Genomic DNA, 14,841 nt, shown 5'->3' with positions numbered 1-14,841 from the left:
AGCGACGCCGGGAGGGACACCTCCAGACGCTTCCCGCCGACCTCGACGACCACCGTCTCCCGGCCGGCCCCGTCCTCGTCCTCCGCACCCGGGGCGGCGAACGGCGGGATCTCGTTGACGAACTCGGTCTCGATCCACCGCGTGTGGACCGTGAACGGACCCTCCGCGCCCTTCGCCTCCGGAGCGAACGCCGGATCGGCGACCACCGCGCGGTGGAAGGGGATGGCGGTGGCCATGCCCTCGACCTGGAACTCCGCCAGCGCCCGCGCCGCCCGCTGCAGCGCCTGCCCACGGGTCGCACCGGTGACGACCAGCTTGGCCAGCAGCGAGTCCCACGCCGGGCCGATCACACTGCCCGACTCCACCCCCGCGTCCAGCCGCACACCCGGACCGGCCGGCGGACTGAACAGGGTCACCGTGCCCGGGGCGGGCAGGAAGCCCCGGCCCGGGTCCTCACCGTTGATCCGGAACTCGAAGGAGTGCCCGCGCACCGGCGGGTCCTCATACCCCAGCTCCTCGCCGTCGGCGATACGGAACATCTCCCGCACCAGGTCGATCCCCGTGACCTCCTCGGTGACCGGGTGCTCGACCTGCAGCCGCGTGTTGACCTCCAGGAAGGAGATCGTGCCGTCCGCACCGACCAGGAACTCCACCGTCCCGGCGCCGACGTAGCCGGCCTCCTTCAGGATCGCCTTGGACGCCGCGTACAGCTCCCGGTTCTGAGCCTCGCTCAGATACGGGGCCGGGGCCTCCTCCACCAGCTTCTGGTGCCGGCGCTGCAACGAGCAGTCACGGGTGGAGACCACCACGACGTTGCCGTGGGTGTCGGCCAGGCACTGCGTCTCCACATGCCGGGGCTTGTCCAGGTAGCGCTCGACGAAGCACTCCCCGCGGCCGAAGGCGGCCACCGCCTCCCGGACCGCGGAGTCATACAGCTCCGGGACCTCCTCCAGAGTGCGGGCGACCTTCAGACCACGCCCGCCGCCGCCGAAGGCGGCCTTGATCGCGATCGGCAGACCGTGCTCCCGCGCGAAGGCCACGACCTCCTCCGCCCCCGAGACCGGGTCCGGGGTGCCGGCCACCAGCGGGGCACCGGCCCGCTGCGCGATGTGCCGGGCGGCGACCTTGTCACCCAGGTCCCGGATGGCCTGCGGCGGCGGGCCGATCCAGGTCAGACCCGCGTCCAGCACCGCCTGGGCGAACTCGGCGTTCTCCGAGAGGAAGCCGTAGCCGGGGTGGACGGCGTCCGCCTGCGCGTCGGCGGCCGCCCTGAGGACCTTGTCGATGTCCAGATAGCTGGCGGCCGGCGTGTCACCACCCAGCGCGTAGGCCTCGTCGGCCGCGCGGACGTGCAGGGCATCCCGGTCCGGATCGGCGTAGACGGCTACGGATCCGATCCCGGCATCCCGGCAGGCACGGGCAACGCGGACAGCGATTTCGCCTCGGTTGGCGATGAGCACCTTGCGCACGATGGCTCCCTCCTTGAAACAAGGCGAGTTTAGGGACTGCCGACACGAGATGCCGAGTCGCCATCCGGGGTGACCTTGCCCACACGGAGTGTCATCCCGTCGTCGCCGAAGGGTCGAAAACCCTTGTCGTCCAACGGTACGCCCGCATTTCCCCGGGCAGACGGCCCCTTCGGTGTGGTCAAGATCTCTGCGGTGCGGGCCCGTCGCGGGAGGTGATTCTTTGTCGGCTCCCTACGAACGGGGGAAGGAAACTTTGCCGCATCGATTCGCCCGGCCGGGCGAGGCGCACACCCCTTGTTTCCTCGGATTACCCATTAGTAGCGTTCGCGCTGACGTCGGTACTGCAGGTAACAGCGGAAGTGGGTGGGCGGTGTGGCACGGAGACCGGTGGCCGCGGTGGGGTCGGTGCTGCTGTTTCTGGAGGCGATCGGCATCGCGCTGGTCCATTTGATACTCGGCGTGGTGGTGGACCGGCAGGACATGTCCCTCGCCGGCCTCGATCCGCACGCCATGACCGTGTCCACCTGGATCGCCGGCGGCCTCTTCGGCTGCTATCTGGCCTGCTGCGGGGTGGTTCTGCTGCTCGGCGCGCTGCGGGACCGCGCCCCCGGGCGGTTCGCCCGCATCCTGCTCATCACCTGTGCCGTGGTGCACGGGGTGCTCGCCATGCTCGCGGTCGGGCTGGTGGGCTGGGCGGCGTTCCTGTTCCTGACGGTGGTGCTGGCGCTGCTCGTCTTCACCCTCATCGCCTACGCCCCGCAGGACGGCGCGGGCACGGAGCGGCCCGGCGGCGCACCCGCCGACGCGCCGCCCGCGGCTCCCGGGGCCAACCCCGCCTGATCCGGGCGCGTCCCGGGCCGGGACCGGCCCGCCGGCCGTGCCCCGCTCGGCCGCGGCCCCTCCACGGGCTCCTGACGCCGGGTGGGCCGGAGGGTGCCCCAGGGAGGCCCGTGACGCCGTTCTGACGCCGCGTGGGGCCGGGGGCCGCCTCAGGGGCCTGTGACGCCGTTCCGACGCCGTTCGCCGGGCCGGGGCTCGCCCCGCGCGGCGTTCCCCGTCGCGGACCCGCCCCTCCGGGGGGCGGACGGGCCGTCAGGTCCCGGGGCCGCTCAGGCCTCCCGGACCCAGAGGTCGGTGGCGGCTCAGGCCTCCCGGGCGAGAGGTCGGTGGCGGCTCAGGCCTCCCGGACCCAGAGGTCGGTGATGGCCACGTCCACCTCGGCGAGCAGGGCCCGCAGCGTAGGCAGGGACAGCCCGATGACGTTGCCCGCGTCGCCGTCGATGCCCTCGACGAACGGCGCGGAGCGGCCGTCCAGGGTGAACGCGCCCGCCACGTGCAGCGGCTCGCCGGTCGCCACGTACGCCGCGACCTCGGCGTCCGTCGGCTCGCCGAAGCGCACCGTCGTCGAGGCGGTCGTCGCGGCCCGGCGGCCGCTCGCGGTGTCGACCACGCAGTGCCCGGTCCGCAGGACGCCGGAGCGCCCGCGCATGGACTTCCAGCGGGCCGTGGCCTCCTCGGCGTCGGCCGGCTTGCCCAGCGCCTGGCCGTCCAGCTCCAGCACCGAGTCGCAGCCCACCACGAGCGCGCCCGCGGCCTCGGGACGGGCCGCCACCGCCGCGGCCTTGGCCTCCGCCAGCACCCGGGCCAGCTCCGCGGGGGAGTCCGCCGTGAGGGCGTCCTCGTCGACCCCGCTGACGATCACCTGGGGCGCCATTCCGGCCTGCCGGAGCAGTCCGAGACGGGCGGGCGAGGCGGAGGCGAGGACGAGCGTGCGCGCGGCGGCGGAGGGGTTCCCGGTCATGCCCGCCAGGGTATCGGGGCCGCGCCGGGGCCCGGAGGGGAGAGGCGGGGACCGGGGAGTACGCCTCGGCCGCCCCCGCCCGTCACGGGTACAGAGCCCGTCGTGGGTGCAGGGCCCGTCACGGGTACAGAGCCCGTCGCGGGTACAGGGCCGTCACGGGTGCAGCAGGCCGAGGACCAGCATCAGGACCACCATCGCGACCGCCAGGACCCGGCCCGCCCGGCGGAGCTTCTCCTGGGCGTCGCGCAGCTCCTCGGAGGGCTCGTCGGAGGGGTCGGACCACAGCATCCTTCGATCCTGCGACAGAACCGGCTGTGCCGCCTGAGTACGGGTACTCAGGCGGCACGGCCGGGACGGACAGGGCCGGTCGGTCAGCGCGGCCAGGCCGAGCTGCGCCAAGCCTTCGGGCCCGGCTGCGGCAGGCCGCCGCGGGGCACGTTACGGGCCTTGTCGGACCACTCGTTCAGCTCTTCCCGCGCCTCGGCGGCCGACGAGGCCGCCGCGGCGCGTGCTTGGACCACTGCCAGTGCGGCAGCCAGCTCCTCGGGAGTCGGGTTGCCCCGCAGAACCTTGAACATGGGCCGGCCTCCTTACAGGGGGATGTTGCCGTGCTTCTTCGGCGGCAGGGACGCCCGCTTGTTGCGCAGGGTCCGCAGCCCGCGGACGATGTGCCGACGGGTCTCCGAGGGCATGATCACCGCGTCCACGTAGCCCCGCTCGGCCGCCGTGTACGGGTTGAGCAGGGCGTCCTCGTACTCGCTGATGAGCCTGGTCCGCACCTCCTCGGCCTGCTCCGGCGTCTCGGCCGCCGCGATGGTGCGGCGGTGCAGGATATTGACCGCGCCCTGCGCGCCCATCACCGCGATCTGTGCCGTCGGCCAGGCCAGGTTGAGGTCGGCGCCCAGGTGCTTGGAGCCCATGACGTCGTAGGCACCGCCGAAGGCCTTGCGGGTGATGACCGTGATGAGCGGGACCGTGGCCTCCGCGTAGGCGTAGATCAGCTTGGCGCCGCGGCGGATGATGCCGTTGTACTCCTGGTCGGTGCCGGGGAGGAAGCCCGGGACGTCCACGAAGGTCAGCACCGGCACGTTGAACGCGTCGCAGGTGCGGACGAAGCGCGCGGCCTTCTCGGAGGCGTCGATGTCCAGGCAGCCGGCGAACTGCATCGGCTGGTTGGCGACGATGCCCACCGGGTGGCCCTCGACCCGGCCGAAGCCGGTGACGATGTTCGGGGCGAACAGCGCCTGGGTCTCCAGGAACTCGTTGTCGTCCAGGACGTGCTCGATCAGCCGGTGCATGTCGTACGGCTGGTTCGCCGAGTCCGGGATGATCGTGTCCAGCTCGCGGTCCTCGTCCGAGGTCTCCAGGTCCGCCTCCTCGGGGAAGGCGGGCGGCTCGGTGAGGTTGTTGGACGGCAGGTAGGACAGCAGCGACTTGATGTACTCGATCGCGTCCTTCTCGTCGCCCGCCATGTGGTGCGCGACGCCGGAGGTCGAGTTGTGCGTCCGGGCGCCGCCCAGCTCCTCGAAGCCCACGTCCTCACCGGTGACCGTCTTGATGACGTCGGGGCCGGTGATGAACATGTGCGAGGTCTTGTCCACCATGACCGTGAAGTCGGTGATGGCGGGGGAGTAGACCGCGCCGCCGGCGCAGGGGCCGACGACCAGGCTGATCTGCGGGATCACCCCGGAGGCGTGGGTGTTGCGGCGGAAGATCTCGCCGTACAGGCCCAGGGCGCTGACGCCCTCCTGGATGCGGGCGCCGCCGGAGTCGTTGATGCCGATGACCGGGCAGCCGTTGGTCAGGGCGAAGTCCATCACCTTGACGATCTTCTGGCCGTAGACCTCGCCGAGGGCGCCGCCGAAGACGGTGAAGTCCTGGGAGAACACGGCCACCGGGCGGCCGTCGACCGTGCCGTAGCCGGTGACGACGCCGTCGCCGTACGGCCGGTTCTTCTCCAGGCCGAAGTTGGTCGACCGGTGCCGGGCGAACTCGTCGAGCTCGACGAAGGACCCTTCGTCGAGGAGGAGTTCGACTCGTTCACGGGCCGTCAGCTTGCCCTTGGCATGCTGCTTCTCGACGGCGCGCTGGGAGCCGGCGTGCGTCGCTTCGTGGGTCCGCCGCTGCAGATCCGCGATCTTGCCTGCGGTCGTGTGAATGTCGATTTCCGGCTCGGACATCGGGATGCGGCTCCTGCTCGTCCTCGGGTTGGGCTACCTGGGCTACGTGGGGCTACCGCCTCGTAGCGTATCCGCGACCGTGCGCTGTGGCAGTGCGGTGTTGGCCACACCTGAGACCCTTCGCGCGCGGGCCCTGAGCTGGTACGGGCCCTACGCTGACGGTATGACGCCGAAGCCGCCGGGCGCACCGCAGCCCGACCGTCCGCACGGCCGCTGGTCCGATCTGGACCGGCCGCCGCTGAACGCCACCGCCCTGCGGAAGGCCCTGGTCCGCCCGGGCGGACTCTGGACCTCCTGCGATGTGGTCGAGGTGACCGGGTCCACCAACAGCGACCTGGCGGAGCGGGCCCGCGCCGGCGCGGTCGAGGAGGGCACGGTGCTGCTGGCGGAGGAGCAGTCCGCCGGACGCGGGCGGCTGGACCGGCAGTGGTCCGCCCCGCCCCGTTCCGGGCTCTTCTTCTCGGTCTTCCTGCGGCCCGGCGCGCACGATGTGCCGGTCGGGCGGTGGGGCTGGCTGCCGCTGCTCGCCGGGGTCGCCACCGCGACCGCGCTCTCCCGCGCCGCGGGCGTCGACACCGCGCTGAAGTGGCCCAACGACCTGCTGGTGCGGATCGGCGACCAGGAGCGCAAGACGGGCGGGATCCTCGCCGAGCGGGCCGGGGACGGCGTCGTGATCGGGATCGGGCTGAACGTCTCGCTGCACGCGGACGAGCTGCCGGTGCCGGGCGCGGGCTCCCTCGCCCTCGCGGGGGCGTCGTCCAGCGACCGGGACCCGCTGCTGCGGGCGGTGCTGCGGTCCCTGGAGCAGTGGTACGGGGACTGGCGGGCGGCCGGGGGCGACCCGGGGGCCAGCCGGCTCCAGGAGGCCTACGCGGCGGGCTGCGCGACGCTCGGCCGGACCGTACGGGCCGAACTTCCGGGCGGCCGGGAGATCGTGGGCGAGGCCGTCGCGATCGACGGCGACGGCCGGCTGGTGCTCGCCACGGACGCGGGTGTGCAGCAGCCGGTGGGAGCCGGGGACATCGTCCATCTCCGCTCCGCGACACAAGAGTGAGCTAGGGCACACCTGCCGTATCGTTGGGGCACCGGACCAGGCAGCGGCCTGGCGGGACCGGGCGGAGCGGCGAGAAGTGATCGGAAGGGCTGTGCGCAGGGATCGGACAGGGGGCGGGCGGTGACCGTGGACGACCCGGGCGCGCCGGGGCGCGCACACGAATCCCCCGAACCGCAGGTGCACTCCGCCCCCGAGCACGACGCCCGCACCGACGGCGACCGGGCCGACACCGGCCGCACCGACGCCGATCGCACCGAAGCCGATCGCTCCGACACCGGCCGCACCGACGAGGCCCGCACCGACGAGGCCCGCACCGACGCCGACCGGGCCGGGGCGGCCCGGCGGGCCGGGAGTGACGGTGCCGGCGGCCATGGTGCCGAGGGCGCCGGGGCCGAGGCCGCGGCCCGGGACGCCGGCGGGGCCCCCGAGGAGGGGGACCCCCTGGCCCTCCGGCTGGAGCAGCTGATCCTGGGCGCCGAGCGCCGCTACACGCCCTTCCAGGCCGCCCGCAGCGCCGGGGTCTCCATGGAGCTCGCCTCGCGCTTCTGGCGGGCGATGGGCTTCGCGGACATCGGCCAGGCGAAGGCGCTGACCGAGGCCGACGTGCTGGCGCTGCGGCGGCTGGCCGGTCTGGTCGAGGCGGGGCTGCTGAGCGAGCCGCTGGCGGTGCAGGTGGCGCGGTCCACCGGGCAGACCACCGCCCGGCTCGCCGAGTGGCAGATCGACTCCTTCCTGGAGGGCCTGACCGAGCCGCCGGAGCCCGGCATGACCCGCACCGAGGTCACCTATCCGCTGATCGAACTGCTGCTGCCGGAGCTGGAGGAGTTCCTGGTCTACGTCTGGCGGCGGCAGCTGGCCGCCGCGACCGGCCGGGTCGTGCAGGCGCAGGACGACGAGGAGATGGTCGACCGGCGGCTGGCGGTGGGCTTCGCCGACCTGGTCGGCTTCACCCGGCTGACCCGGCGGCTGGAGGAGGAGGAGCTCGGCGAGCTGGTCGAGGCCTTCGAGACCACGGCCGCGGACCTGGTCGCGGCGCACGGCGGCCGGCTGATCAAGACCCTGGGCGACGAGGTGCTGTTCGCCGCGGACGACGCCGGGGTGGCGAGCGAGATCGGGCTGCGGCTGATCGAGACCATGGGGCACGACGAGACGATGCCGGAGCTGCGGGTCGGGATCGCGCTGGGCACCGTGACGACGCGGATGGGCGACGTCTTCGGCACCACGGTGAACCTGGCGAGCCGGCTGACGTCGATAGCACCGAAGGACGCCGTCCTGGTGGACGGGGCGTTCGCGGAGGAACTGATGCGGTCCGGGGAGGCCCCGGAGTCGGAGGCCGAGGCCGCGGCGGCCGAGAAGGAGGGCGAGGGCCCGGAGACGCCGTACCGCTTCGCGCTGCAGCCGATGTGGCAGCGTCCGGTCCGCGGGCTCGGGGTCGTCGAGCCCTGGCTGCTGACCCGGCGGGAGCAGCCGGCCTCCCCGGACGGCGGCGGGCGGGTCTGACGGCGCCGGCCGGGTCCGACGGCGGCGGGCGGGTCCGACGGTGCCGGGCGGGGCGCTGTCCGGTGCGGCGTGCGGTCGCGTCCGGGAGCCTGCTCCCGGCGGAGGGACCCCGACGGATCGCCACGGAAGGCTGCCCGGCGGAGCGGCCGTTCCCGGTCGCCCCGGGAGCCGTTCGGCGGGCGGACCGTACCCGTCGCTCCGGCAGGGGCCTGACGGCGGGACGCTGCCGGTGCGATGATGCCTCGCGTCGAGTTCACGGTCGTTAACCGGGAGGGCGCATGGGCGAGCAGCGGTTCGGGGAGTGGGTCGTCGTACGACGGCATGGCGAGCATGTGGCGGAGCTGGTGCTCGACCGGGTGAAGGCGATGAACGCCGTCTCCACCGCCATGGCGCGCTCCCTGACGGAGGCGTGCGCCACGCTGGCCGCCGACCGCTCCGCCCGGGTCGTGGTGGTGTCCTCCAGCCATGAGCGCGCCTTCTGCGTCGGGGCGGACCTCAAGGAGCGCAACTCCCTGAGCGACGCCGAGCTCGTGCGCCAGCGTCCGTACACCCGGGCCGCCTACACCGCGGTGCTGGAGCTGCCGATGCCCACCGTCGCCGCGGTCCACGGCTTCGCCCTCGGCGGCGGCTTCGAGATCGCGCTGGCCTGCGACCTGATCGTGGCCGACCGGACGGCCGTGGTGGGGCTGCCGGAGGTCTCGGTCGGCGTGATCCCCGGCGGTGGCGGCACCCAGCTGCTGCCGCGCCGGGTGGGCGCGGCCCGCGCGGCGGAGCTGGTCTTCACCGCACGGCGGGTGGAGGCCGCGGAGGCCCGGGAGCTGGGCCTGGTGGACGAGCTGGTCGCGGCGGGCGAGGACCGCACCGAGGCGCTGGCGCTGGCCGCGCGGATCGCCGGGAACTCCCCGGTCGGGCTGCGGGCCGCCAAGCGGGCCATGCGGCTGGGGCACGGGCTGGATCTGGCGGCCGGCCTGGAGGTGGAGGACGCGGCCTGGCGCAGCGTGGCCTTCTCGGGGGACCGCGCCGAGGGCGTGGCGGCGTTCAACGAGAAGCGCACCCCGGACTGGCCCGGCGAGTAGTCGGCTGCCCCGCGGCCCTTAAAGCCTCACGGCCTGGCGGCCCGCGGCCCCACGGCCCCAGGGCCCGCGGCCCCACGGCCCACGGCCCACGGCCCGGTGGCCCCACGACCCGGCGGCTCGGTTGCCCCGCGGCCCGGCTCCACGGCCCCACGACCCGGCTGCCCCGTGGCCCGGTGCCGTGCCCCGTCGCGGGCGGGTGGCCCGCGCCGTGGCGCGCCGGCTCCCCCGCGCGCGGCCCCGGTGCCGTACCGGTACGACCTCTCGCCCGAACGGGGCGAATGGCGTGAAATGTTCCTACGCTGGAGTGCGCGCGGTGCAGGGTGTGCGCACGGTGAACGGAACGCGAGGGTGCGGTGTCGGACGACGGCAGCGGGGGCGATGCGCGGCTGCGGGCCGTTGTGGGCCTGGCCCAGGCGATGGCCGCCGCGCAGACGGGCCCCGAGGCGCTGCGCGCCGCCGCCGCGGGCGCCTGCCGGGCCCTCGGCGGCGTGTTCGCGGCGATCTCGGTCTGGGAGCGGGAGCTCGGCCGGCTCCGGGTCCTGGTCAACGTCGGCGAGCTGGCGGCCGGCGAGGAGGAGTTCCCGGAGGACGAGACCTATCCGGTGCACGAGTTCCCGGAGATCGTGGAGTTCCTGCACGAGCAGGGGGCCGACGGCGGTGAGCCGAACGCCTGGGTGGAGGTCGCCGGCGAGCCCGGAGCGGACGCCGCCTCCACCGCGTACGGGCCTGCGGGGCCGCCCCCGGGCGGCGGCTGGGGGCGCGGCGCGGCCCTGCTGCGGCGCGGCCGGGGCTGCTGTGTGATCGCGCCGATCGTGCTGCACGGGCGGGCGTGGGGCGAGCTCTACGTGGCGCGCCCCACGGGCGAGCCGGTCTTCGGGCCCGCGGACGCCTCCTTCGCCACCGTGCTGGCCTCGGTGACCGCGGCCGGGATCGCGCAGACCGAGCGGCTGGAGGAGGCGCGGCGGCTGGCCTTCACCGATCCCCTGACCGGGCTCGCCAACCGCCGGCTGGTCGATCTGCGGCTCGACGAGGCGGTGGAGCGGCACCGGGCCGACGGCACCGTGGTGAGCCTGGTGGTCTGCGACCTCAACGGGCTCAAGCGGGTCAACGACTCGCTCGGCCACGCGGTGGGGGACCGGTTGCTGGAGCGGTTCGGCTCGTTGCTGTCGCTGTGCGGCGCGATGCTGCCGGGCGCCCTGGTGGCGCGGCTGGGCGGCGACGAGTTCTGCATGCTGGCGGTGGGCCCGCCGCCGGACGAGGTGGTCCGGGCCGCCGAGGAGCTGTGCCGCCGGGCCACCGCCCTGGAGCTGGGCGAGGGAGTGGCCTGCGGGGTCGCCTCCACCGGCGAGCGGATCGGCCCCGTCGGCTCCGCGCGGCGGCTGTTCCGGCTCGCGGACGCGGCGCAGTACCGGGCGAAGGCCGCCCGCTCCCGGAAACCCGTGGTCGCGGGCCGGGAGGGGCCGGACGACCCGGTCCTGCGGCTCGCGGAGGCGCCGCCGGAGGGCGGCCCGGAGCGCCGCAGGTTCCGCCGGGACTGAGGGGTCCGTGCGCTGTGCCCGCCCGGGGCGCGTGTGCTCACAGGGTGAGGACCCCTGCGGCGCGGGGCGTCCCGACGCATGTGCGAACCCCCTCGTGACATCCAGCGATTCAGTCTCTAGGGTGCCTGAATATGGATATGCACACTGTGGTGGTGGGGACGTCCGGGACGAGCGCGGAGGACGTCATCGCCGTGGCCCGGGGCGAGGCCCGGATCGAGCTCTCCGACGAGACCCTGGCGGCCCTCGCCGCGTCCCGCGAGGTCATCGACGCGCTCGCCGCCAAGCCGGAGCCGGTCTACGGCGTCTCCACCGGCTTCGGCGCGCTGGCCGTCCGGCACATCAGCCCCGAGCTGCGGGCCCAGCTCCAGCGCAACATCGTCCGCTCGCACGCCGCCGGCATGGGCCCGCGGGTCGAGCGCGAAGTGGTGCGTGCCCTGATGTTCCTGCGCCTGAAGACGGTGTGCTCCGGCCGGACGGGCGTCCGGCCGCTGGTGGCCCGGACCATGGCCGCGCTCCTCAACGCCGGGATCACCCCGGTCGTCCACGAGTACGGCTCGCTGGGCTGCTCCGGGGACCTCGCCCCGCTCTCCCACTGCGCCCTGGCCCTCATGGGCGAGGGGGACGCGGAGGGCCCCGACGGCGTCGTCCGGCCGGCCCACGAACTCCTCGCCGAGCACGGCATCGAGCCCGTCGTGCTGCATGAGAAGGAGGGTCTCGCCCTCCTCAACGGCACCGACGGCATGCTGGGCATGCTGGTGATGGCCTGCGCCGACCTGGCGCGGCTGTTCACCGCCGCCGACATCACGGCCGCGCTGACCCTGGAGGCCCTGCTCGGCAGCGAGAAGGTCCTCGCGCCCGAGCTGCACGCCATCCGGCCGCACCCGGGCCAGGCCGCCAGCGCCGCCAACATGCTGAAGGTGCTGACCGGTTCGGGCCTCACCGGCCACCACCAGGACGACGCGCCGCGGGTCCAGGACGCGTACTCGGTCCGCTGCGCCCCGCAGGTCGCCGGCGCGGGCCGGGACACCCTGACCCACGCGCGGCTGGTGGCCGACCGGGAGCTCGCGGCCGCGGTGGACAACCCCGTGGTGCTGCCCGACGGGCGGGTGGAGTCCAACGGCAACTTCCACGGCGCGCCCGTCGCGTACGTCCTGGACTTCCTGGCCGTGGCGGCGGCCGATCTCGGCTCCATCGCCGAGCGGCGCACCGACCGGCTGCTGGACAGGAACCGTTCCCACGGCCTGCCGCCGTTCCTGGCCGGCGACCCCGGTGTCGACTCCGGGCTGATGATCGCCCAGTACACCCAGGCCGCCCTGGTCAGCGAGCTGAAGCGGCTGGCCGTACCGGCGTCGGTGGACTCGATCCCGTCCTCCGCGATGCAGGAGGACCATGTGTCGATGGGCTGGTCCGCGGCGCGCAAGCTGCGCACGGCCGTCGACAACCTCGGCCGGATCATCGCCGTCGAACTCGTCGCGGCGACCCGGGCGGTCGAACTCCGCGACGGTCTGACACCGGCGCCGGCCACCCGCGCGGTCCTGACGGCCGTACGGGAGGCGGGAGTCGAGGGGCCGGGCGGGGACCGCTTCCTGGCGCCGGACCTCGCGGCCGCGGACGCCTTCGTCCGCTCCGGGAAGCTGGTCCACGCGGTGGAGTCGGTCACCGGGCCGCTCGACTGAGGCGCCCGGGCGCCCGGAGCCCTGACCCTTCGGGCGCCTGAGCCGGTCGCTTCGACGGCCCGCTCCTGTGCGGCCCCCTTCCCTCCAGAGGTGGGGCCGTCCGGAGGTGGGGTTGTCCGGTGGCGGGGCCGTCCGGTGGCGGGGCCGATCGGGGTCGGCCGCCGGCAGCCGGACGTGCCGTCAGCGGGACGTGAGGCGGCGGGTGTTCGGGGGCCGCTGCGGGCCGTGACGGGCCCGGTCGCGGACCGAGGCGGAAGGATCCGGGACCGGCATCCTCCGGACCGTCAGAACATGTTCGGACGGGAGCGGCGCGCGGCCACCGAGACCAACGCGGCGCCGAGGCCCAGGAACAGCGTGCCGCCCACCAGGTACGGAGTGGTGTCCACGCTGCCGGTGTCCGCCAGCGAGAGCTGCTGGGGCCGGGCGCCCGAGCCGTCCGGGGCGCCCGGAGCGCCCACCTGCTGTGTCATCGGCCGGTTCCGCGGTGCCGCGCCGGGATCCTCGACCGTCGCGTTCGCGGAGGGGACGAACCACAGGGCGAAGAGCATCGAACCCGCGGCAGTTGCGGTCAGCAGCGGGCGGCGTGCGGACACGTAACGGACCCCCTTGTGGAGCTGGAGAATTGGCCGTCCCGGGAGATGTTAATGACACCTGCGGGTCGCGGGAAAGTCTTGGCCTCCGGGCCCCTTACGCTCCGGCCATGAGCACTGAGGAGACATCACGGTTCGTGCGCCTTCGGGTGGAGCTGGTCCTGGAGATCACCGACACGGGTGAACTCACCGGAGCGGCCATGGATCAGATCGGGGGTGACACCACGATGCCCGACGACGAGCGTGCCCACGCCCAGGCGTCCGTCCGGGACGACGCGGCCGAGGCGCTCGCCTATCTGGTCGACCCGTTCGACCTGGTCAACGGGGTTCCCGGGGTCGATCTCGCACAGGCGTCCTGGAGCAGTGAGAAGGTCGACTACGACCCGGCCTCCGCGGAGTGGGACTTCGACGACGAGGACGAGGACTTCGACGGAATCGGCTGGATCGGTGAGGATGGGGACCGGCCGGATGGGGAAGGCGGTGCCGGGAGGGCGTGACGGAAGGGCGCGAGGCGTCCCGGTGTCCACGATGTGGACCGGGACCCTGTCCCACGTGGCGTACCCCACAATTTTCGGTCGCGGGGGAACCGGACGAATAGGGATCGGTGTTCTACCAAGAGCGGCCGGGAAAAGTGCGCCGCACGGCCCGGCTCGGGGATTTCAGGGGACCAGTAGCAATGGAGAAGCGTGTGATGACGGACGGTAAGCGTCGCAGGGGCCTGGTGGCCGCGGCCGCACTGCTCAGTGGTGCGCTCGCGCTCACGGCATGCGGCGGCGGTGACGGCGAAGGCAGCACCGACAACCGTGCCAAGTCGCAGGCTCAGGTGGACCAGCAGGCCGCCAAGGATGCTTCCGACGCGCGAATAGCGATCAGCCCGAAGGACGGCGCCAACAACGCCGGCATCAACAGCGACGTCAAGGTCAAGGTCGCGGGCGGCAAGCTCACCAAGGTCACCATGACCGCGGTCGAGTCCGGTACCGACGTTCCCGGCACGCTGTCCCCCGACGGCCGGACGTGGAAGCCCAACGGCCAGCTGGAGCGTTCCACCAAGTACAAGATCACCGCCGAGGCGAAGGACTCGAAGGGGCGCTCGGCCAACGAGAACTCCACCATCACCACGGTCTCCCCGTCGAACAGCTTCATCGGCAACTTCACGCCGGAGGACGGGTCGAAGGTCGGCGTCGGCATGCCGGTGTCCATCAACTTCGACAAGGCGATCACGAACAAGAAGGACGTCGAGTCCGCGATCAAGGTCAAGTCGACCAGCGGCCAGAAGGTCGTCGGGCACTGGTTCAACGGCAACCGTCTGGACTTCCGCCCCGAGGACTACTGGAAGGCCGGCTCCACGGTCACCCTCGATCTCGATCTGGACGGGGTCGAAGGCGCTCCGGGGGTGAAGGGTGTCCAGAAGAAGAAGGTCACCTTCACCGTCGGCCGGAACCAGGTCAGCACGGTCGACACCAAGACCAAGCAGATGACCATCACCCGGGACGGCAAGAAGGTCAAGACCATCCCGATCTCGGCCGGCAGCCCCGAGAACCCGACCTACAACGGCCAGATGGTGATCTCCGAGAAGTTCAAGGAGACCCGGATGGACGGCTCGACCGTCGGCTTCAAGAACAGCAGCGGCAAGGGCGAGTACGACATCAAGGACGTGCCCCACGCGATGCGGCTGTCCACCTCGGGCACCTTCATCCACGGCAACTACTGGGGCGCCGACTCGATCTTCGGCAGCGTCAACACCAGCCACGGCTGTGTCGGCCTGAACGACGCCAAGGGCGCCGGCGACAGCAGCCAGCCCGGGGCCTGGTTCTTCGACAACACCCTCCTCGGTGACGTGGTCGTCGTGAAGAACTCCCCGGACAAGACCATCACCCCGGACAACGGCCTCAACGGCTGGAACATGGACTGGAGCGAGTGGGTCGCCGGGAGCGCGATCGGCGGCTGACACCGGCCC

Annotated in this window: 14 protein-coding genes; 8 read left to right on the top strand and 6 right to left on the bottom strand. The window is 73.3% G+C overall.

Translation table 11 applies throughout. The annotated features are described in order from the left end of the window. Window positions 1-1,469 (bottom strand): acetyl-CoA carboxylase biotin carboxylase subunit (locus ABT112_RS29530; protein WP_351514727.1); only part of this gene is annotated, 1,469 nt, incomplete at its 3' end. 372 nt (window positions 1,470-1,841) lie between these two features. Here ABT112_RS29530 and ABT112_RS29525 point away from each other — a divergent pair. Then, window positions 1,842-2,309 (top strand): hypothetical protein, encoded by a 468-nt coding sequence (locus ABT112_RS29525; RefSeq protein WP_351514725.1) that lies wholly within the window; start codon window positions 1,842-1,844, stop codon window positions 2,307-2,309. A gap of 334 nt (window positions 2,310-2,643) precedes the next feature. Here the strand turns inward: ABT112_RS29525 and ABT112_RS29520 are convergent, their stop codons facing one another. The 4 genes from ABT112_RS29520 to ABT112_RS29505 all read right to left on the bottom strand — a co-directional run bounded on the left by ABT112_RS29520 (window position 2,644) and on the right by ABT112_RS29505 (window position 5,450). Then, window positions 2,644-3,270 carry a Maf family protein gene (locus tag ABT112_RS29520; RefSeq protein ID WP_351514723.1) on the bottom strand — a complete coding sequence of 209 codons (627 nt, stop codon included), beginning with the start codon at window positions 3,268-3,270 and terminating at the stop codon, window positions 2,644-2,646. 153 nt (window positions 3,271-3,423) lie between these two features. Further along, window positions 3,424-3,558 carry a morphogenic membrane protein MmpB gene (gene mmpB / locus ABT112_RS29515; RefSeq protein WP_351514722.1) on the bottom strand — a complete coding sequence of 45 codons (135 nt, stop codon included), beginning with the start codon at window positions 3,556-3,558 and terminating at the stop codon, window positions 3,424-3,426. A gap of 83 nt (window positions 3,559-3,641) precedes the next feature. Continuing rightward, complete coding sequence (locus tag ABT112_RS29510; protein WP_351514720.1) at window positions 3,642-3,848, bottom strand: acyl-CoA carboxylase epsilon subunit; 207 nt, start codon at window positions 3,846-3,848, stop codon at window positions 3,642-3,644. Between the two features lie 12 nt (window positions 3,849-3,860). Continuing rightward, window positions 3,861-5,450, bottom strand: coding sequence for an acyl-CoA carboxylase subunit beta (locus ABT112_RS29505; protein WP_351514718.1), 1,590 nt, complete (start codon window positions 5,448-5,450; stop codon window positions 3,861-3,863). Window positions 5,451-5,613: 163 nt separating this feature from the next. Between ABT112_RS29505 and ABT112_RS29500 the strand changes: the two genes are divergently transcribed. The 5 genes from ABT112_RS29500 to hutH all read left to right on the top strand — a co-directional run bounded on the left by ABT112_RS29500 (window position 5,614) and on the right by hutH (window position 12,294). Then, window positions 5,614-6,504, top strand: coding sequence for a biotin--[acetyl-CoA-carboxylase] ligase (locus ABT112_RS29500; protein ID WP_351514717.1), 891 nt, complete (start codon window positions 5,614-5,616; stop codon window positions 6,502-6,504). Between the two features lie 120 nt (window positions 6,505-6,624). Then, the gene (locus tag ABT112_RS29495; protein WP_351514715.1) at window positions 6,625-8,004 is read left to right on the top strand and encodes an adenylate/guanylate cyclase domain-containing protein; all 1,380 of its coding nucleotides are present in this window, start codon (window positions 6,625-6,627) and stop codon (window positions 8,002-8,004) included. 278 nt (window positions 8,005-8,282) lie between these two features. Further along, window positions 8,283-9,080: an enoyl-CoA hydratase/isomerase family protein gene (locus ABT112_RS29490; RefSeq protein WP_351514713.1), complete on the top strand. Its 798-nt coding sequence runs from the start codon at window positions 8,283-8,285 to the stop codon at window positions 9,078-9,080. 416 nt (window positions 9,081-9,496) lie between these two features. After that, a complete protein-coding gene (locus ABT112_RS29485) occupies window positions 9,497-10,618 on the top strand; it encodes a GGDEF domain-containing protein (protein ID WP_351514734.1) in 1,122 nt (373 codons plus the stop codon). A gap of 137 nt (window positions 10,619-10,755) precedes the next feature. Next, window positions 10,756-12,294 (top strand): histidine ammonia-lyase, encoded by a 1,539-nt coding sequence (gene hutH, locus ABT112_RS29480; protein WP_351514732.1) that lies wholly within the window; start codon window positions 10,756-10,758, stop codon window positions 12,292-12,294. A gap of 284 nt (window positions 12,295-12,578) precedes the next feature. Here the strand turns inward: hutH and ABT112_RS29475 are convergent, their stop codons facing one another. Then, complete coding sequence (locus ABT112_RS29475) at window positions 12,579-12,887, bottom strand: hypothetical protein (RefSeq protein ID WP_351514711.1); 309 nt, start codon at window positions 12,885-12,887, stop codon at window positions 12,579-12,581. A 107-nt stretch (window positions 12,888-12,994) separates the two neighbouring features. Between ABT112_RS29475 and ABT112_RS29470 the strand changes: the two genes are divergently transcribed. Both ABT112_RS29470 and ABT112_RS29465 read left to right on the top strand, forming a co-directional pair. Further along, complete coding sequence (locus tag ABT112_RS29470) at window positions 12,995-13,381, top strand: hypothetical protein (RefSeq protein WP_351514709.1); 387 nt, start codon at window positions 12,995-12,997, stop codon at window positions 13,379-13,381. A 179-nt stretch (window positions 13,382-13,560) separates the two neighbouring features. Then, on the top strand, window positions 13,561-14,832 hold the full coding sequence (locus tag ABT112_RS29465; protein WP_351514707.1) for a L,D-transpeptidase: 1,272 nt from the start codon (window positions 13,561-13,563) through the stop codon (window positions 14,830-14,832). Window positions 14,833-14,841: the final 9 nt, after the last annotated feature.

The sequence above is a fragment of the Streptomyces sp. NPDC002055 genome, assembly GCF_040296705.1.
GTDB lineage: Bacteria > Actinomycetota > Actinomycetes > Streptomycetales > Streptomycetaceae > Streptomyces.
Note: the sequence above shows the minus strand (reverse complement) of the source record. Positions and strands in the feature narration are given on the sequence as shown.